The following is an 18,218-nucleotide window of genomic DNA, read 5'->3' as shown; positions in this document are numbered from 1 at the left end:
AAACATCGCCGGGCGCTGCTATAGGATGAAGAAAGGAGAGGGCATTCCTCCTTAAACCGCCTTGTGCTGATGATGCCTACGTGAACCCTGGACAGGGTGCGTAGGTGTGCCTCCCTGTCCTTCAATTTAGGACAGGATATGAATTTGCCCTTCGAGTTTTTCTTCTCTTTTCGTCTCCGCGCGAGCCGCTTGCCAGTTAGTCCACTCAGGTCTGATGAGGTGGGCTCCACATGGTGAAGTCATTAGTCGTCATCGCCATTGGTGCCTCACTTGGAGCTTGGTTGCGCTGGCTATTGGGCATGAAACTGAATGCTCTGTTCCCAACGATTCCTCCAGGCACTGTGGTTGCGAACATGGTTGGGGGTTACATCATCGGCTTGGCCATCGCCTTCTTGGCCGCATCTCCTTCCCTTAGTCCAGAGTGGCGCCTCCTGATCATCACGGGCTTCTGTGGTGGGCTTACCACCTTTTCCACATTTTCAGCCGAAACGGTTGCCTTGATTCAGGAAGGCAGACTGCTCTGGGCGCTTGGCTCAATTTCGTTGCACGTCGTAGGCTCGTTAGCGATGACCGCTGCCGGGCTTCTGTCCTACCAAATGATTGGTACTCGCTGAGGAGATAGAAATGAAAGGCTATATGGTCGTTTTCTTCACCCAACAAAACCGTCGTTATCAGGGAAAAATGCTAGGCGAATGGATAGTCGACGTTGCTAAAGAAATGGGGTTACGCGGCGCCACGCTCTGCACCGGAATCGAGGGGTTTGGGCACACAGGAAAACTGCATTCATCGCACTTTTTTGAGCTGGCGGATCAACCCACGGAGATTCGCTTGGCAATCACGGAAGATGAGGCAGAACGATTGTTCAAACGATTGGACGCTGAGGAAATATCGGTGTTTTTCACGAAGACGCCAATCGAGATGGGCACTCTTGGAAGAGTTCCATCCGATGCAACCACCTCCACAACTTCGGAGCTATGAACATGAGCTACTCGGACATCCCTGCTGGTAACGAGATCCCCGATGACTTCTTCACCGTTATCGAGATTCCAGCCAACCACTCGCCGATCAAGTACGAGGTAGACAAGCCAAGCGGAAAAATTTTTGTCGACCGCTTCCTCAGCACGCCGATGTTCTATCCGGCCAACTACGGTTTCATTCCAAATACATTGAGCGATGACGGCGATCCTTTGGACGTCCTGGTGATTTGCCCTTACCCGGTATCGCCTGGCGTTGTCATTCGCAGTCGCCCGATTGGTGTGATGTATATGACAGACGAAGCCGGTGCGGATGCCAAGGTGATCGCTGTGCCTCACGACAAGCTTGGTTCCATGTATAGCGACGTAAAGGAATGCTCAGATCTACCCGCGTTGCTCCTCGCACAGATCCAGCATTTCTTCGAAAACTACAAGGCATTGGAGCCGGGCAAGTGGGTGAAGATGGGCCGTTGGGGGAGCGCAGATGAGGCGCGGGAAGAGATTCGCAAGTCGGTTGATGCGTATACGCCTAAATAGGCTCTGCGCCAGAGTGAATGCGTCAGTTTGGAATAGACGCTGAGAGGCAAGTCAGTGTTGATTGGCCTCTCAATTGCTCGGAACATCAAATATCGCGATAACTACCCCCATGGAAATGGCAACGCTGGATAGGGCTGCGCCCAGTTGCCGGCATTCCTGAACAACCATGCTTTGGAGAATATTCGATACAGGACGTCGGAAAACGCTGAGTAATCGATGCAAGCGGAGCGCGGAGGCTGGCATCGCCGAAGGCGTGAAGGATGGACGCCCGCAGGGCCGAGATACGGCGGGACGCGGGAGCTCGGTTCTCGACAGCCTGCCCGCGCAAGCGGCTCGCCAATAGAGGTAGGTCTGTCAGATCTTGCTCGACTCAGAAGCGCAACCGTAGTGTGCCGAACACAACGTAAAATGCAACTGCCCTTCTCCAAGGCTGCCAAAAGCCCCTCCCCTCACAAGTTATGGTATCCGTTCAGCTGCGCACGGAGCTCACTCCACGTAACGAAGCCACAGATACGTCCGACCGGAGATCGCCTGTACGACTGCAGAAAAGCGTGCTTGTAGGTCATCATCGCTAGTGTTGTAGAGCGCACAGAAGTCTTCGGCTACTAAGTTAGCTAGGGATGTATCAGGCGGCTCAGAACGAATGAAGCCGATGTAAGAAGCACCTACGCCCATCAACTCATAGCCATGCGCTTCTGAAAAATGACGCGCAACCGCAAAATTTTTCGCAGGATCCAAGTCGGAAGTGAAATAGCCATTTGGAAAGGCTGCGAGTGTCTGGCAAGGCTGCTCAACGGGTACCAGTAACGCTGAAAGGGGCTGATCTAGAAGAGAGACAGGGTTGTCCTGATAACCGATCCACTCCTGCAGGGCCTCCTCACCTAGCGTCAAACCATGAGCGCAAACATCTTCGAAACACGTCGCTGAAACCAAGTTCATGAAATTGCGATAGCAGATTGCGAACTCCGCTTTGGTAGTCGGATAGCCTAGGTATTCACCATTCTCGAAGCACTCTGGAGGTAGGCCCGCTATGTCCTGCTTCGACGCATCGTCCATCCCTAAATTATTGCGCACATGTCCCGAGGTATAGCGGGCTTGGTGCAGATCATCGAGCGAGACCAGAAGTTTAAAGCCTGGGTGCGCCTCAGCAATCTTACGATGAGCTTCGGTCAGATCGTCAAAGCTCGCAATCCCGCTCACACCGTACTCATCGCATGTACCTACAGACGGGTTCTCACGCATGCCATTACCGCGAAATTCGATATCCATAACCCGTGGCCTGCTCCATGTTGCTACTGAACTGAGTGAGTAATCCTAAGCGTTCCAGGATCATCATAGGAAGATTCGCTCCCAAGCTACAACATGCCTTGGGTCGACTCCCCATGAATGGCCAATACTCCTTTTCTTATTGATAAGTATCAGCCTCCTCAGCGGGATAAAACTCCCCCTCCTTCCTCATCCTTTTTAGCTGTTCGCGCACTATCGACTCTACGATGGCAACTGCGGCTTGATCTTTAGGGTTGACTAATTGCAAGCACAAGCGTCTGACATTCTGATCGTGGGTGCCCTCGCTCATCATCTCGTGTGTGAAGACCTGTTCACCTCGCCAGAGACAAAGCTGTGCATGAGTACCACCGATTCATATCTCGTTGATTGACCTAAGTTTGGTGTCAGGCAGTTTATCCACGGTGATTATCTTATCCATTGCGCTGTACCTTACCGATGAGTAGACAAAGGTAGACTTACGGGCACTGGCGGTCGTTCCAAGCATCAGCAGTTCACCCACATCAATCGTCCTGAAACACATTCAGGATTGAGCTCAAACGCTCAATGATTGAAGTCGAAAAGACCGAATAGAAGACGGAAGTCCAACGACTAATCTGGCTGATTTTACATTCACATTGCCGGGCATGGAAATCTTACCGTTCCCTCATCTGCTCAATATCGCTAGCTCTATGGCATGGAGTCTTCGTAGACGCAGGCTTCCAAATCGCGGCTTAAATCTGCACATGCTGTCAAAGCAAATTAAACTAAACCCCCGCAATAAGAACTAACAAATAAATATCCAAGCAAAGGAACAAGCACCCTAAAAGTAATGGACAAACCAAGCGAAAGTTTTATTGCTAGCCATTACCTGGGGAAAAATTTTTGAGTATGAAAAAATCACTCACGAACCACACAATTACGCCCATTACTTTTTCCAGCATAAAGCATCTTATCAATACGATCAAAAGCCTGACTAAAAGACTCATGCTCTGCTATATATCCAACCGCCAATGTCGCTGTGACCTGCAGCCCCGTACTCACCGTAGTTCCTGCTTCGGTTCTAATACGATTCAATATACGAATAGCTACTTTTTCTGCTTCGCAAATTTTAGTATTTGGCATTAAAATCAAAAACTCCTCACCTCCCCAACGCGCAGCAATATCGGTCAATCTAACACTTTCAACTAACAGTTGTGAGACCTTCTTCAAAATACTGTCGCCACGCTCATGCCCAAAGCTATCATTAATAGCTTTAAACTTGTCAATATCTAGTAGGATAACAGAAGCTTTCACACTGGATGAATATCTCGAAGAACTCCCAAACCCACTCATAACCCGACGTCTCGTGTAGAGATTGGTTAGAGGATCTCTATTAGCAAGATTAAAGTGGTTAAGCTGCATTGAAAGTATGAATCTTACAAAAAGAATTGATCCATATAAAAGCAAAGCACAAGAAATAAAAGCATTTAACAATCCAAAGATACGCGAGACATCTGAGCTTATGACAGGCCTCAAATCAAAGCTTGCCCTAGCAGCATAACCACCAACAGCAACTCCAACAATAGCAAAACTTAATACAAAACGGCTTAAGCTTGATGCTTTGAAACAGAACGCCATTACAGGCACAATGCAAAACAAATAGAAATAAAAATTACTGTCCCAACCCAAGCTAAACGTCGCTATAGCAGCATGGATTATAACTTCCAAATTCATAACAACCCCAGCCAACATGTACCGCTCAAGCCTAATCGATAACAGACATAAAACATATGCAGCGACGCTTAGAAAATTAACCACGGCCATCAGCTTAGCTTGGAGAAATACAAAAACAAAGAATATAATAAAGTGAAAAAACAAAGCCATCCAGACTATAGGCTTTAAGTGTAACCAAAAGTGCGACGTTGCATCCTCAATAACCTGGGCGCGATCACTTTCAGACAAGCTATTCATATAAATCTACCAACATCCACCAGATGACTTAAGCTCACTAGATATTGAGAGCATTGCACTATGCAAAACAACACAAAAAAGCATTCCGCATTAAGTATATCAGAATCTTCAAGCCAACCCCACCACACTTAGAATCCAACAAGGCGAAATCACAATTAGAGCTAAAAAACTCACCCCAAGGGAGATTTGGGGAGCTTAAAAGCCAGAACACCTAGCTATTCACATGCAACCTTTCTTAAATTTTTATCAAATTTTTATTGCATTCCAAAGTATTTGCTGACGCTTAGGAGGTTTTCCTAGACAAAAAGTTCCAGACCCCACTTTTTTCGAGGCAATTAGTAGCGTTAATTTTTCAGATTTTGAAATAGCTACTTGGCTGTGATTTTTCAAGTTGATATGCGGATGACTTCCTTGCTCTCAATGACCGTACCAATTACTAGAGCAAGATAAACCTACGAACATATCAGCTTTATCTATGGCACACCTATCAACCTTGAAGAATCTTGGCGCACAATGAGAAGGCCGATCACTATGCAATTTAGCATCTGGGATAGACTCGTAGAGATATCTTTCAGCCAACTCATAAAAATCATTAAAGCCACCCACGCGCATAGACTAAGTAATAGTACCAAAGCATTCGATGATAACTCAGCCAGGAATGAAAAAAATGCTCTACTACGATTGGATTCCGCAGCAATATCTCAACGTGGCCTACAGCATGAACCAAGAAACTTAAATCCATCCCAACTGGGAGCTTGTACTTTCCAAGCATTCACTTACAGCAATGACCTGGCACACCTCATCAACGATGAATATTTCAAATATTTCAGTCAGTCGGCACAGACAAATAAGTGAGCATGCCCCTTCCTAAACCAACAGTAAGACTAAGTCGCGCGGCTATCAGATGAATGATGATTGGCGCCTCGGCATACAGGCACGCGCACAAAGCGATTACTAAATTAATACAGCCAACTAAGCCTAAAACGAATGCGCCTTGCGCTTGCTCAACGCCAATGTAAGCTATTGCATTAGCGATTCGAACAGCATCGACCCTCAAGGCAACAATCTAGTGAAAAGCGAGTATGAATGCGTCAGCTACGAAAATTCCTCCTATAAAAGTGAGAAGAAACCGAGATACCTTGTGGTATGACTTAGTTTGGAGCAAACTTGCAATACTCCTTACGACTATCCTCAGATATTGCACGACTCGCTATCAGCCCTCACCACCTACCGAGCATGGGATTGATATGCAGCAACCTGATGCACCTATATTCCAGTAGCGAACTTGTTCGCAAATCACGCTTGCTCATCTCATTGAAACACTATTGACATGAGCTGAGCAGAGCCGTAGATGATTCATTTTGAACTCGGTTCAGAGTTGCTGCCCCCATCTCTCAATGACAGACAATTCGCCAGGAAGCAGCCCTCTAGAGGCCATCCCCCTTTAAATTCAATCCTGCGAACTATCAGAGGCTTTATCGCGGGTTTTCCAAAGCGACAGCAGCACACCGCCCAGCAGCAGCCCCAGAGTCACGCTCAGGGAAATGACCGCCGGAATCTTGCCGATGATGCCGACGAGAAAAATCTTGCCTCCGATAAATACCAACACCAGCGCCAACGCGTACTTGAGGTAGGCAAAGCGATGAATCATTGCCGCCAGAGCGAAATACAACGCACGCAGACCGAGGATGGCGAAGATATTCGAGGTGTAGACGATGAAGGGGTCTTGGGTGATAGCAAAGATCGCCGGCACACTGTCTACGGCGAAGACCAAGTCTGCACACTCGATCAGCACCAAGGCTAGGAACAACGGCGTCGCCCAGAGCACAGACTTACCACTCGCATCGGCCTCGCGGACGAAGAAGCGCCCCTCATACAAGCGATCAGTCACTCGCATATGTTTGCGCAGGAACTTTACCAGAAGGTTATCGCTAAGATTCGGATGCGCATCTACCTTGCTAAACAACATCTTCACCCCGGTGAGAAGCAGGAAGATGCCGAATACATAGAGAATCCAGCTGAACTCGGCGATAAGCGCAGCACCTAGGCCGATCATGATCGCGCGTAGGACGATTACACCCAGAATGCCCCAGAATAGTACCTCGTGCTGATACTTTCGCGGAATTGAGAGAAAGCTAAAGATCATCGCCATCAGGAACACGTTGTCCATCGACAACGATTTCTCGATCAAAAAGCCGGTATAAAAATCCATACCAGCGTCACCGCCCTTGACCTGCCAAACCCAGAGGCCGAATAGCAGGCCAGCCGTGATATAGCCAGCAGAAAGCAGCAGACTTTCACGAACGCCGATTTCTCGCTGCTCACGATGCAGTACCCCAAGGTCAAAGACCAAGAGCCCCATCACGATGCTTATAAAAACCAGCCACAACCATGCGGCTGTGCCGAGGAATTCGGCTAGGAAGAACGGTTCTAGGGCAGTCATAAGCCCCTCCTCTGAGTGTCGAAGTTATAAAAACTGCAACTCCGACATGGCAGCGATCAGCTGTCAGAGGGGCCCGGGATTGCGATTTAGAATCTAGAGAGGTGCGCGGCGTTTCTCAACCTTGCAACATTTGCAAAGTATTTCAAGCTGGCAGGCCGCATTGATATCATTCGCCCGCGGGTTTCGTAGGTAGCGCTCCTACAGCGAGCAGGTTTCGTCATAACCAGCTGCATCGGAAAGAGGGTTTACTAAAGGCGCAATGAGCAAGAGATTGAAGATCTTTGCGGTTAGGTCGATCATCGAATCGTAATTTTTAAACTTTAATTTAGTTATTTCGCATAATTAGAAAACATAAGGAACGTCCCCATGAGCATTAGAACTATCTTCGTTCATCCCGGTGGAGGCTATGAAAACGTCGTGGTTGGCAGCAGTGAAGCTCGAGCAGCAGCGCGTGGAGAAATCACCGTACGTCTTCACGCCAACTCGCTCAACTACCACGACTTCGCGGTGGTCAGCGGTATGTGGGGGCCCAACGGAAAACGCATTCCCATGGCCGATGGGGCCGGTGAAGTCATTGCTATCGGCCCAGATGTAACAGAATTCAAGGTGGGCGACTCTGTCGTCAGCACCTTCTTCCCGGAGTGGATCGACGGTGTGCCACTTGTTGAAGGCTTCGTTAGCGTGCCGGGCGATGGTATTGACGGCTACGCTCGTGAGCAAGTGACGGCCAAAGCAACATCGTTTACCCTCGCACCTATTGGCTATAGCCATGCTGAAGCGTCGACGCTTACCACCGCAGGCCTTACTGCATGGCGCGCCTTGATGGCCGATTACTCACTCAAACCGGGCGACACAGTGCTCGTCCAAGGCACTGGTGGCGTTTCGATTTTTGCCCTGCAGTTCGCAAAAATGGCCGGTGCTACCGTCATTGCTACTTCTTCAAGCGACGAAAAACTTGAACGCCTGAAAGCTCTTGGCGCTGATCATGTAATCAATTACCGCAAAGACGTTAACTGGGGCGAAACTGCACGCGCTCTAACAGATGGCCGTGGCGTTGACCACATCATCGAAGTCGGCGGCCCAGCGACGCTTGAGCAGTCGATGATCGCAGTTCGTGTTGCTGGTCACATTTCCATCATAGGGATACTGAGTGGCGTAAGCGGTGCAATTAATTTTGTACCGGCACTGATCAAACAAGTGCGTCTGCAGGGGGTATTGGTGGGTAGCCGCCGCCATCAGCAAGACATGATCCGAGCCATCAATGCTAATGGCATGCGCCCGATTATTGATCGTCATTTCTCTATGAGCGAGATTGTCGAAGCGTTCAAGTATCAGGAAACCAACCAACATTTAGGCAAAATTTGCTTGGATATCTAGCCCACATGAATGGTCACAAGCCATTTGCCTATCTCAAAGAGATGCTGAGTTGGCTGCAGACGTATTGAGCAACATTCATTGGCCCATTGCCGCACTCCGCACCGACAGCAATGGGTCGTTTTTTGCCGCTCATGCCCACACAGTGTGATGATTAGAATTCACCATCCAGCGATCATTGCACGTGAGCGAAGGCTGGCTGTAGTTGAAGGGATACCCTTGTGCTACCTCCACTGTAATCGAATGAGAAATCTGCACGAAAGCTGCTATCGTCACCTGAACGCCAGTTTGATGAGTGCCTATGAAACTGCTATCACCATTTTCAACGAGCATCCCGCGGATATTGCTTACAAAAGCAGTGGTTGGATTTATCACTCTCGTCTGCCTGTCACTCATTCTCGCTACCGCTTGGCAAATGAGCCTATCCAGGAGCGAGCGCTTCACTAATGCCGAGCTGACTGTTTACAACATCGTCAGGGCTGTTGAGCAGCACACTCAGGATACGTTTAAGCACGCGGATAACACGCTGCGGCATCTCGTTGAGCATATAGAGCATGACGGCGTTTCAGACAACGATCAGAAATCCCGGCTGACGAAGCTGATGGCACAGAACGTAGCAAACACTGAAGGAATCCAAGAGATCTTCATCTACAACGAGAAAGGTAACTGGGTAGCTAATTCATTTACCAAAGACTTCAAAGCACGAAACATTAGTGATTCCGCTTATTTCATCTATCATCAAGAGCATAAAGATGATTCAGTTTATATCGGCTCCATTACAGAGAGTCGTACGACTGGGGATATGATTATTCCGGTTAGTCGTCGCATAAACGCTGCTGATGGCAGCTTTGCCGGAATCGCTTTGGCTACAATACCAGTTACTTACTTCCAAAGTTTTTTTGAGCGATTGGACGTAGACGACAAAGGGGTCATTTTATTAGCACTGAACAATGGGGACTTACTCGCCAGGCGGCCTACTTTAAAAGAGCTGAAGACCACAAACCTGTCTAAGGGAGAAATATTTAGCGTTTATCTACCACGCAACGACAGCGGCACGGCTGTTATCAAATCAATAGTTGACGGTGTAGAACGCGTTTATGCCTATCGTCGACTTTCTAAAACTCCAATCGTAGCCGCTGCTGGAGTGTCATTCGAGCATGTCTTAGCGCCTTGGTGGACTTATGCATACCGATCACTTGCGATGGTTAGCATCATCGTTGCGGCCTTGGCCTTTTTGGGAGTCCTGCTATACAAGCAAATTCAACAGTTGGTCATTGCGGAGAGTCAACTCAATAGTGCGAAGAAGGAGCTCGAAATTATAGCGCATACGGACAGCCTTACTCGCTTGGCAAACCGAAGATGCCTTGATCAGACCATACAGAAAGAATGGGGAAAAGCGTGTAGGAATCAATCCGATGTAGCGTTAATATTATTGGATATCGACTGGTTTAAGCAGTTCAATGATTGCTACGGCCACCTACAAGGTGACAACTGCTTGAAGCAGGTCGCCAGCATCATGGAAGTTAATGTTAAAAGGCCTATGGATTTACCCGCTAGATTCGGCGGAGAAGAATTTGTAGTTTTGCTGCCCGAGACGAATCTTGAGGGCGCGCTGCGGGTGGCTGAAAATATAAGATCCTCCGTTATCAACGCCAATATAGAGCACTCGGGGAGCCCGTTAAAAAAAGTGACCATTAGCTCAGGTGTAGTAGCCGTCAATACGCCTGATAGCGACGGCTATACCGCTGCACTGGCTGAAGCAGATAGGTTGCTCTACTATGCGAAAAATAAAGGGCGTAATTGCGTAGAAGGGGCGTTTATCCAAGTTCATTTTGCGGCTCGTGAATTTGAAGAAACTCTGTCAAAGCACACTGCAGTTTGAGGGCGTCCACGCGAAACCGCTGTTTTTAGATCAAATCGGTAAATATATATATACCACCTATAACCGAGCATGAGAAAGGCCAGTCCTACTCAAAATTTCTTTCTGGGCTGCCCAGCGCACCTAGCTTTAGAATTTGAATAAGCTACTTGGATCGTTTGATAAAAATCCAAATGCCATTAGCAAAATGGCTAGTTTGGCTATAGGCCAGCAAGATTCGCTCATGGGCAAAAAAGGCTCTTGGGTCGTCCATGTCTGACAATAAATACCCCTCAGCTCCCAATAAGTGAGATCGACCTGGTTAGCGGGTATAGATGCCTGACCGTGCGTCCGTCATTACCTTTCATTTCTATCCCCTAATCAGGCCGTGCACCGACGTTCTAATAGAGAGAACAAGTACATGCCGGCCAACATCGCCAATACGAATACGATGATCTGCCCATGCCCCGTAAGCAGGATAGCGACCGCTGGCCCAGGGCAGATCCCCGCAATTCCCCAACCTATACCGAACACCAAGCTGCCGCCAATCAAGCGGGCATCCAACTCCTTTTTCCTTGGTAACTGCATGGGGGCACCTAGCAAGGACTGCTTGTTCTTACGCGCCCAATTCAGGGGGATAACCGCCACTGCGATGGCCCCTCCCATCACCAGTGCGAGTGACGGATCCCAAGCCCCGGCCACGTCAAAAAAAGCTAACACTTTGGCAGGGTTCGACATCCCGGCCAAGAGCAGGCCAAGGCCGGAGATCAGTCCTGCAAAAAATGCGCTCAGCTTGTTCATTTTCATGCTCCCGCCACATGACGGATGACGTACACCGTTGTAAAACCAGCGGACATAAAGCATATCGTTACAGTGATGGAGCGGGCTGACAGTCGAGAGATCCCGCAAACGCCATGACCGCTAGTACAGCCGGAGCCGTAACGGGTTCCCACGCCGACGAGCAGCCCTGCAATAATCAGGGTCGGCCACCCTACCCTAATCTCGATCTCCGGAAGCACGGTAAATACTCCCCACAACAAAGGCGTAAGCAGCAGACCAAGAAGAAACAGCGCCTACTCGCTCCAGCCCTCGCTGCCAAATTGCATCACGCTACCAATCAACCCACTGATGCCTGCGATGCGACCATTTGCGAGAACGAATAAGCAAGCCGCCAGACCTATCAAGGCGCCTCCGCCCAATGAAGTCCAAGGCGTAAAGTGCACCCAATCAATGCTCATTTTGTTTCTCCGGCACAGTGGTGCTGATAAAGGACATGGTTCATTGTTGATCTCTTTAATGGTTCAGGAGCTTGTCGATGGCAAGGGGTTTGTCATGAACGCCGAAGCGGTCAACGATTGTTGCGCTGGCTTCATTGAGACCCAGCACTTCCACCTCAGCGCCTTCACGGCGGAACTTGATCACGACCTTATCCAGCGCTGCAACGGCGGTGATATCCCAGAAATGCGCCTGTGTGAGATCGATGGTGACCTTGTTGAGCGCTTCCTTGAAGTCAAAAACCTCAGTGAATTTGTCTGCAGAGCTAAAGAACACCTGGCCCACGACGTGGTAAGTCCGATGCGATTTCGTATCTTCCAGAGTGCTCTTGATATCCAGGTAGTGCCCGACCTTATTGGCAAAGAACAGCGAAGCCAGCAGCACACCTACCAGTACGCCGTAAGCCAGGTTGTGAGTGGCCACGACGACCACGACAGTCGCCACCATGACGAGGTTGGTCGACAGAGGATGCTCTTTCAGATTACGCAAAGAATCCCAGCTAAAGGTGCCGATGGACACCATGATCATCACAGCCACGAGTGCCGCCATAGGGATTTTTGAGAGCCATTCGCCAAGAAATACCACCATCAGCAGCAGGAAAACGCCGGCACACAATGTCGAGAGACGGGTGCGGCCACCAGATTTCACGTTGATGATCGACTGGCCGATCATGGCGCAACCGGCCATGCCGCCAAGCATACCGGCAGCGATGTTGGCCACGCCCTGGCCTTTGCACTCGCGGTTTTTGTTGCTGGTGGTATCGGTCAGATCGTCGACGATGGTCGCGGTCATCATTGATTCGAGTAGACCCACTACTGCCAACGCAGCCGAGTACGGGAAAATGATGCGCAGGGTTTCAAAATTCAGCGGCACCTCAGGCCAGAGGAAGATCGGAAGCGTATCAGGCAGTTGGCCCATATCACCGACGGTGCGGATATCAAAACCGAGGTAAATGGCGATGGCAGTCAGCGTCAGAATGCACACCAATGGAGAGGGAATCAGCTTGCCGATTTTCGGTAAATACGGAAACAGGTAGATGATTCCCAGGCCCGCAGCGGTCATGGCGTAGACGTGCCAGGTGACATTGGTCAGCTCAGGCAATTGCGCCATAAAAATCAGGATCGCCAATGCGTTTACGAAACCGGTGACTACCGACCGTGAAACGAACCGCATCAACGAGCCAAGCTTCAGGTATCCGGCAAGGATTTGAAGTACGCCACATAGAAGGGTCGCGGCCAGCAGATACTGAAGTCCGTGTTCTTTAACCAACGTAACCATGAGCAGTGCCATGGCGCCGGTAGCCGCCGAGATCATTCCGGGGCGCCCACCGACAAAGGCGATGACAGCACAGATACAGAAAGAGGCGTAAAGCCCAACCTTTGGGTCAACGCCGGCGATGATGGAAAAGGCGATGGCTTCTGGAATCAGTGCAAGGGCGACCACGATCCCCGCGAGCACATCTCCACGGACGTTGGAAAACCACGTTTGTCTAAGTTTTTGCAGCATAGAAAATATCCAAGGCAAAGCATCGCGCACGCCGAGGGAAAGGCGAGCGAATCGATACAAATTCAAATTTCGAGGATTTTTTGCTGTGTGCTTAAGGTGTAAAACCAGGCGTACAGCAGTGAGCACCCGCGAGCGAGGCTAGCGGAAGCACGGTCTTGCGAGGGGGCGTAGCGCTAAGGCGGCGTAGGCAGCCAGTAGATCGTTTGGAGTACAGTCATGCTGATGTTCCTGTATCTCAAGGGGGGAGGTTGAGCGGCAAGTATACAGTCAAGCTATTGCCGATTGCGACCAGCTAATAGCCACCTCGCTTTGGGCGGATTACTTTGAGAAATTCCTTTTGGAAATATCAGCCGCCTGCGCTTCTTTTGTCAGTTATCCATCCCCCTACCGACCTGGATTCGCAAGGAGCGCTTGCGCATGGTTAATGATTGAAGGCATTGGAATTGAGCAATGGCTGTCCACTCATCTCGATTGGTGGGACGTCGCAAGCCTTCTTTCTCTGATCTGACTTATCGACGAAGACGCAAACGAAGACGACCTTGCGAACCATCGCATCATCACGGCGGAGGATGGAAGCTCCACAATCGTACCGTTGCTGGTCTGTAGCGATGACATGAATTTCGACGGTACCGTGTTGGTCGCTGAGCAGGTAATCGAAGCTGACACCGAACACTGGTGGCGCTTCGGTCGAAGTATTTCGGACAAACTGGAAGTTGGAATCTCGACAAAATGGATCGCCGAGCGCAAGCCGGTAAGCTTCGCATTGGAGGCCTTCCAAAACGCATTGGAGCAGTTCACTCAGTTGTCGAAGACTAAGCCAGACAACCATTGCGATGACCCCTTAAGCCCTCAATAGCCTAGCTTACGTTGCATCATTTTTATCGGTATCAGGCCCACTACCACGTTGAAATGTTGCGAGCACGTAGCCCGAATTCACAGTGGGTATACATGCTTCCAGAGGACACGCTGGAGCAGCCATCCTAGTAGAATTCGTCGAGCTGATTACCGCCCCCTTTGAGATGTTCTATGAGCTCTGAATTAACTGAAGAAGAAATGCGTCGTGCCCTATTCGGTAGGCCTCAGCCCGAAGACCAGATGTCTGCGTCTCAAGTACAGGAGCCTGAGCCAGAAATGGTACCTACAAAGCCAGCAGAAGCTCCCCAAGTGAAGAAGAAAGTGGCGAAAGCATTTACGCCAAGGCTGAGGGTCACGTTACGTGTTGGAAACGAGTTTGAAGGGAAAATGATCGAATTGATTCACGAGGCTGATACGTTGAGCTCGTTGCTTGCTGAGCAAGAGGCTGTGAAGGCTGCTAGGAAGAAGTACAAGTACGTGGATGTCGTATCGGTTAAATCGATGTAGACGACGCAACTGGGCCTATGAGCTCTCTATCTCTAACGAGCGCCCTCCTTGGCTCTGCTCTCTATCTGCATCAACTCGGTGGCGTTGTCGACGAACAGCCCGTCACTTGTGGGTAAGTCTGGCAAACAAGCATAATTTTATTTTTGGGCTCAAAGCCATGATCAATCATGCAGCGTTGCACTTCTGCAGTGCGCCCGATGCTGGCGACGTCCAGATTCGACCCAAGTGGTTTCGCATAGCCGCACGCATACATCACTGGCAGGGCTTCACTATCATTGGCTACCTCGAATTCGAAATGGCGTGATGCTCCCGCTTTACGCCATGAGACCTGCATACGTTCATCCCGACCAGAATTAGGCTTGATTGGATGAAATGCTTCATCTTCTACAAACGGCAACGCTTCGAGCTGCGACAAACTAAGCGGACGACCCTGCCTTTTTTCGACGCAGGCTGGCATATTCTCCATTATTTCACAGTATTCAAAGCCGTCTTTACGTGTAAAACCGAGGCGCTGCATACACTGAAAGTGAATTATCTGTTCGTTTATTGGGAAATGGTTTTGTGGCCCTGCCACAGGGTCGCCGCATTCCGCCATTGCAGCTCTTACACCATCTACAGAGGTCGAAGTACGTTCCCATCGGGTGAATTCCGGTGATGGGGGGCAGCCGGTGAGTAAAAGTACCGATGAGATCAGGACTGGGATGGTAATGATCTGAGATTTGCTGAACATAATTTGTCCTTAATTTATGTCAGGCCACCCTAATGGTGTCCAACTCTTCGGGGCGAATAATCCCATCACATGACCCCTACAGTACCAGCCGGTATCTGGGCAGTCTCAGGTATGCCGGGTGTCAAAACTGGTGGTTGATCGAAGCGATGTCCGTTCTTAATGAAATCTGATAAGCGCTACTCATGGAAAGGCTTAGCAACGCTGCAGTTGCCTTCCATCAACATCGACAGACTACAGGACGTATTGCACGGGTTGATCATTCATCGCCGTCTGACCCCTTTGCGAGCGGCTCAACCAATTCTGGGCCCTGATTACGAACACTGCCCACAGCCTTGCTTACCTTGTACCAATGAAAATCGGTAGCAGGCCGGCAGTGTTCCATCGCGATTTCCCGCGCGCGTTCAGGGGAAGTATCTGAGGCGATCCATTCGCGGGCGTGCTCAGCGGCCAAAACCAGCGGTTTCCGATCATGGATATCTACCATCCCTTGATCACTGGCGGCGGTGATGATGACGAAGCCGTCGCGAGGGTCTGGCTCCAAGCCCTGGTGAACCTCAGCTAAACCAGCGAAGAACATCGGAGCCTGCTCCCTCAGGGTTATGAAGTAAGGCTGCTTTTTCTTTGGATCAGCCGGATCTTTGACCCACTCAAACCACCCGTTTGCCGGCGCAAGCACGCGACCGTTTGGCCAGAGCTGACTGAAGAATTTTCCACCCATGACTGTTTCAACCCTGGCGTTTATCGGATCAGGACGCTTTCCTTTCGCCCAAAATGGCGACCATCCCCACTTCACCTTATCAATGCTCAGCTTTTCGTCTAACGGGCGAATAATTTCCACGCGGGTCGTGGGTGCGACGTTGTATCGCTCCACTGGCCAAAGATCGTAGCCGTTGATTACAAGCTGCTCTGGCGCGAGCTCCTTCAGATAGTGATCCATCGATTCGTAGATCGAGTAGCGTCCGCACATGCTGTCACCCGTCGAATAGTGATGCTTATGAGATTGACCGCAAGCGAAGCAAATCGTTAACTGTATATACGTACAGTCCAAAACTTTAAGGCTTGCATCATGAGCATCACCATCCTCGGCCCACTCGCTACTGGCGGTAGGAAGCTGCCCCTTTATTCATCCAAGGTGCCGGCGGGCTTCCCCTCCCCTGCGGCTGATCACATCGAAAAGCACATCTCCCTTGATGAGTTGTTCGATATTCGAGCCCCGCATGTGTACCTGGTGAGAATCGATGGGGACAGCATGCAGGGCGCAGGAATCTATTCGGGGGATCTGGTGGTGGTTGATCGGAGCATCGATGCGGTCAGCGGCGATATAGTCATCGCAGCGCTGAACTCGGAGCCATTCTGCAAGCGCCTGCTTCTGCGTGAGAACGCCGTGATGCTTGTATCGGAGAACCCAAAATATCCGGCAAGGCATGTCATGGAGGGCGATGAGCTGGTGATCTGGGGTGTGGTGAAATACAGCGTGCGCGATCATGACAACACGTGAACCTGTGTTTGCCCTGATTGACTGCAACTCGTTCTATGCGAGCTGCGAGCGAGTGTTCAGACCCGACCTGGCGAAGACGCCAATCGTGGTGCTGTCCAACAACGATGGCTGCGTGATTGCCCGCAGCTACGACGCCAAACCGTTTGTGAAGATGGGTCAGCCATACTTCCAGATTAAAGACCACCTGCGCCGTTACGGCATCGTCGCGTTCAGCAGTAATTACGCTCTGTACGGCGACATGAGCGAACGCGTCATGACGATCATTGAATCGATGGTGCCTGCGCTCGAGGTCTATAGCATTGACGAGGCGTTTGCCGATCTGACGGGCATTGACGGTGACTTGTCCGCGTTTGGTCGACAGATGCGCTCTGCACTTCTCAAACGCACGGGCATCCCTGTCGGCGTGGGCATTGCACGCACCAAAACCCTGGCCAAGCTCGCCAACCATACCGCCAAGCGGTTGTTGGATATTACTGGTGGCGTAGTAGATCTATGCGATCCGTTCAAACGCGACTGGACGCTGCGTAATACGGATGTGGGAGAAGTCTGGGGCATCGGGAAGCGAATGATGGCTCACTTGGAGGTCATGGGCATCAAGACCGCCATGGACTTGGCGAAAGCCGATCCAACGATGCTTCGCCAGAAATTCAGTGTGGTGATCGAGAAAACTGCTCGCGAGCTTGCCGGCACCTCCTGTCTGGAACTGGGTGAAGCTGACCCACCCAAGCAAGAGATTTGCTGTAGCAGGATGTTCGGCACCCGGTTGACGCAGATCGAGCCGATCAAGGAGGCCGTCGCCACCTACACGCAACGCGCGGCGGAAAAGCTCAGAGCGCAAAACTCGCTGTGCAAGAAGATCCGCGTGAGTATCAGGACGGGCATGTTCAATCCCAAAGAAGCGAAGTACGCGAACGGCGCACTCGTCGAACTCCCTTACCCGACAAACGACGTTCGACTCATGACCAAGGCTGCGACCGAAGCCGTCAATCGCCTCTTCCAACCGGGCTTTAAATACAGCAAGGCAGAGGTTTTGCTGATGGATTTGCGACAGCCTGGCGAATTCACTGATGACCTGTTTGCGCAGTCCCAGCCCGTGATGGCGGACAAGGTCATGAGCGTCCTGGATGAGATCAATGGCCGGTGGGGAAAGGGAGTCGTCCGGTTGGCTAGCGTGCCTGCGGCGCCTGAATGGGCGATGCGTCGAGACCTAATGAGCCAAAGCTACACGACGAAGGTAGATCAGTTGTGGACGGTCAAGGCTAGGTAGCAGGCTGGCAAAAGCTTACGCTCATATGCACAGCGGGATATCGTGACCGCTGCTTACAGTTATGAGCAGCCGTTGCGGGCAGCCCCAAGAACGGAAACAGTCAGCCGCAAATTGAAAGCATCGCTCGTTGGAGAAGCTAGTCGGAATATCAGCACGGAGAGCTTCTAGCTAAACCCAA

Annotated in this window: 16 protein-coding genes, 2 pseudogenes and 1 riboswitch; of the genes and pseudogenes, 8 read left to right on the top strand and 10 right to left on the bottom strand. The window is 50.5% G+C overall.

The window, feature by feature from the left end; all coding sequences use genetic code 11:
- The first annotated feature begins 25 nt into the window (after positions 1-25).
- A riboswitch (Fluoride riboswitch) is annotated at positions 26-86 on the top strand.
- Between the two features lie 144 nt (positions 87-230).
- From crcB to ppa, 3 genes are read left to right on the top strand one after another with little or no spacing between them, the layout of a single operon-like run.
- The gene (crcB, locus tag H8B20_RS20860) at positions 231-614 is read left to right on the top strand and encodes a fluoride efflux transporter CrcB (RefSeq protein ID WP_210624430.1); all 384 of its coding nucleotides are present in this window, start codon (positions 231-233) and stop codon (positions 612-614) included.
- A 10-nt stretch (positions 615-624) separates the two neighbouring features.
- Entirely contained in the window at positions 625-978 is a 354-nt protein-coding gene (locus H8B20_RS20855; RefSeq protein WP_210624429.1) for a DUF190 domain-containing protein, read from the top strand.
- Positions 979-980: 2 nt separating this feature from the next.
- Positions 981-1,511 carry an inorganic diphosphatase gene (gene ppa / locus H8B20_RS20850; protein WP_210624428.1) on the top strand — a complete coding sequence of 177 codons (531 nt, stop codon included), beginning with the start codon at positions 981-983 and terminating at the stop codon, positions 1,509-1,511.
- Positions 1,512-1,997: 486 nt separating this feature from the next.
- Here the strand turns inward: ppa and H8B20_RS20845 are convergent, their stop codons facing one another.
- From H8B20_RS20845 to H8B20_RS20830, 4 genes and pseudogenes are all read right to left on the bottom strand, one after another.
- Entirely contained in the window at positions 1,998-2,780 is a 783-nt protein-coding gene (locus H8B20_RS20845; RefSeq protein WP_228732724.1) for a DUF4253 domain-containing protein, read from the bottom strand.
- 136 nt (positions 2,781-2,916) lie between these two features.
- Positions 2,917-3,216: pseudogene (locus tag H8B20_RS20840) on the bottom strand (hypothetical protein).
- Between the two features lie 458 nt (positions 3,217-3,674).
- Positions 3,675-4,727 (bottom strand): GGDEF domain-containing protein, encoded by a 1,053-nt coding sequence (locus H8B20_RS20835; protein ID WP_210624427.1) that lies wholly within the window; start codon positions 4,725-4,727, stop codon positions 3,675-3,677.
- 1,450 nt (positions 4,728-6,177) lie between these two features.
- Positions 6,178-7,170 carry a TerC family protein gene (locus tag H8B20_RS20830; protein ID WP_210624426.1) on the bottom strand — a complete coding sequence of 331 codons (993 nt, stop codon included), beginning with the start codon at positions 7,168-7,170 and terminating at the stop codon, positions 6,178-6,180.
- A gap of 366 nt (positions 7,171-7,536) precedes the next feature.
- Between H8B20_RS20830 and H8B20_RS20825 the strand changes: the two genes are divergently transcribed.
- Together H8B20_RS20825 and H8B20_RS20820 are read left to right on the top strand one after the other, a co-directional pair.
- Positions 7,537-8,547, top strand: coding sequence for a zinc-dependent alcohol dehydrogenase family protein (locus H8B20_RS20825; protein ID WP_210624425.1), 1,011 nt, complete (start codon positions 7,537-7,539; stop codon positions 8,545-8,547).
- A gap of 298 nt (positions 8,548-8,845) precedes the next feature.
- On the top strand, positions 8,846-10,426 hold the full coding sequence (locus tag H8B20_RS20820; protein ID WP_210624424.1) for a sensor domain-containing diguanylate cyclase: 1,581 nt from the start codon (positions 8,846-8,848) through the stop codon (positions 10,424-10,426).
- Positions 10,427-10,783: 357 nt separating this feature from the next.
- Here H8B20_RS20820 and H8B20_RS20815 read toward each other — a convergent pair whose 3' ends face one another.
- From H8B20_RS20815 to H8B20_RS20800, 4 genes and pseudogenes are all read right to left on the bottom strand, one after another.
- Positions 10,784-11,203, bottom strand: coding sequence for a DUF6691 family protein (locus H8B20_RS20815; protein ID WP_210624423.1), 420 nt, complete (start codon positions 11,201-11,203; stop codon positions 10,784-10,786).
- 2 nt (positions 11,204-11,205) lie between these two features.
- Positions 11,206-11,640, bottom strand: a pseudogene (locus H8B20_RS20810) (YeeE/YedE family protein).
- 55 nt (positions 11,641-11,695) lie between these two features.
- A complete protein-coding gene (locus H8B20_RS20805; RefSeq protein ID WP_210624422.1) occupies positions 11,696-13,183 on the bottom strand; it encodes a SulP family inorganic anion transporter in 1,488 nt (495 codons plus the stop codon).
- A gap of 421 nt (positions 13,184-13,604) precedes the next feature.
- Positions 13,605-14,012: a hypothetical protein gene (locus H8B20_RS20800; protein WP_210624421.1), complete on the bottom strand. Its 408-nt coding sequence runs from the start codon at positions 14,010-14,012 to the stop codon at positions 13,605-13,607.
- Positions 14,013-14,209: 197 nt separating this feature from the next.
- Between H8B20_RS20800 and H8B20_RS20795 the strand changes: the two genes are divergently transcribed.
- On the top strand, positions 14,210-14,545 hold the full coding sequence (locus tag H8B20_RS20795; protein ID WP_210624420.1) for a hypothetical protein: 336 nt from the start codon (positions 14,210-14,212) through the stop codon (positions 14,543-14,545).
- A 70-nt stretch (positions 14,546-14,615) separates the two neighbouring features.
- Here H8B20_RS20795 and H8B20_RS20790 read toward each other — a convergent pair whose 3' ends face one another.
- Together H8B20_RS20790 and H8B20_RS20785 are read right to left on the bottom strand one after the other, a co-directional pair.
- On the bottom strand, positions 14,616-15,275 hold the full coding sequence (locus tag H8B20_RS20790) for a hypothetical protein (protein ID WP_082463614.1): 660 nt from the start codon (positions 15,273-15,275) through the stop codon (positions 14,616-14,618).
- 256 nt (positions 15,276-15,531) lie between these two features.
- The gene (locus H8B20_RS20785) at positions 15,532-16,242 is read right to left on the bottom strand and encodes an SOS response-associated peptidase (RefSeq protein WP_210624419.1); all 711 of its coding nucleotides are present in this window, start codon (positions 16,240-16,242) and stop codon (positions 15,532-15,534) included.
- Between the two features lie 99 nt (positions 16,243-16,341).
- Here H8B20_RS20785 and H8B20_RS20780 point away from each other — a divergent pair, with 99 nt between their 5' ends.
- On the top strand, positions 16,342-16,773 hold the full coding sequence (locus tag H8B20_RS20780; protein ID WP_210624418.1) for a LexA family protein: 432 nt from the start codon (positions 16,342-16,344) through the stop codon (positions 16,771-16,773).
- Positions 16,760-18,040, top strand: a complete 1,281-nt coding sequence (umuC, locus tag H8B20_RS20775; protein WP_210624417.1) for a translesion error-prone DNA polymerase V subunit UmuC — start codon at positions 16,760-16,762, stop codon at positions 18,038-18,040. Before H8B20_RS20780 ends, umuC begins: the two co-directional genes overlap by 14 nt.
- Positions 18,041-18,218 lie beyond the last annotated feature (178 nt).

The organism is Pseudomonas sp. P42, from assembly GCF_017973755.1.
Taxonomy (GTDB): domain Bacteria; phylum Pseudomonadota; class Gammaproteobacteria; order Pseudomonadales; family Pseudomonadaceae; genus Aquipseudomonas; species Aquipseudomonas iridis.
The sequence above is the reverse complement of the archived record's forward strand: the minus strand, read 5'-3'. Positions and strand labels throughout refer to the sequence as shown.

Coding starts and splice junctions, on each gene's coding strand:
- H8B20_RS20790 (WP_082463614.1), bottom strand. CDS start 15,275: ATGTTCAGCAAATCTCAGATCATTACCATCCCAGTCCTGATCTCATCG.
- H8B20_RS20805 (WP_210624422.1), bottom strand. CDS start 13,183: ATGCTGCAAAAACTTAGACAAACGTGGTTTTCCAACGTCCGTGGAGAT.
- crcB (WP_210624430.1), top strand. CDS start 231: ATGGTGAAGTCATTAGTCGTCATCGCCATTGGTGCCTCACTTGGAGCT.
- H8B20_RS20855 (WP_210624429.1), top strand. CDS start 625: ATGAAAGGCTATATGGTCGTTTTCTTCACCCAACAAAACCGTCGTTAT.
- H8B20_RS20825 (WP_210624425.1), top strand. CDS start 7,537: ATGAGCATTAGAACTATCTTCGTTCATCCCGGTGGAGGCTATGAAAAC.
- H8B20_RS20815 (WP_210624423.1), bottom strand. CDS start 11,203: ATGAACAAGCTGAGCGCATTTTTTGCAGGACTGATCTCCGGCCTTGGC.
- H8B20_RS20820 (WP_210624424.1), top strand. CDS start 8,846: ATGAAACTGCTATCACCATTTTCAACGAGCATCCCGCGGATATTGCTT.
- umuC (WP_210624417.1), top strand. CDS start 16,760: ATGACAACACGTGAACCTGTGTTTGCCCTGATTGACTGCAACTCGTTC.
- H8B20_RS20800 (WP_210624421.1), bottom strand. CDS start 14,012: ATGGTTGTCTGGCTTAGTCTTCGACAACTGAGTGAACTGCTCCAATGC.
- H8B20_RS20830 (WP_210624426.1), bottom strand. CDS start 7,170: ATGACTGCCCTAGAACCGTTCTTCCTAGCCGAATTCCTCGGCACAGCC.
- H8B20_RS20845 (WP_228732724.1), bottom strand. CDS start 2,780: ATGGATATCGAATTTCGCGGTAATGGCATGCGTGAGAACCCGTCTGTA.
- ppa (WP_210624428.1), top strand. CDS start 981: ATGAGCTACTCGGACATCCCTGCTGGTAACGAGATCCCCGATGACTTC.
- H8B20_RS20795 (WP_210624420.1), top strand. CDS start 14,210: ATGAGCTCTGAATTAACTGAAGAAGAAATGCGTCGTGCCCTATTCGGT.
- H8B20_RS20785 (WP_210624419.1), bottom strand. CDS start 16,242: ATGTGCGGACGCTACTCGATCTACGAATCGATGGATCACTATCTGAAG.
- H8B20_RS20780 (WP_210624418.1), top strand. CDS start 16,342: ATGAGCATCACCATCCTCGGCCCACTCGCTACTGGCGGTAGGAAGCTG.
- H8B20_RS20835 (WP_210624427.1), bottom strand. CDS start 4,727: ATGAATAGCTTGTCTGAAAGTGATCGCGCCCAGGTTATTGAGGATGCA.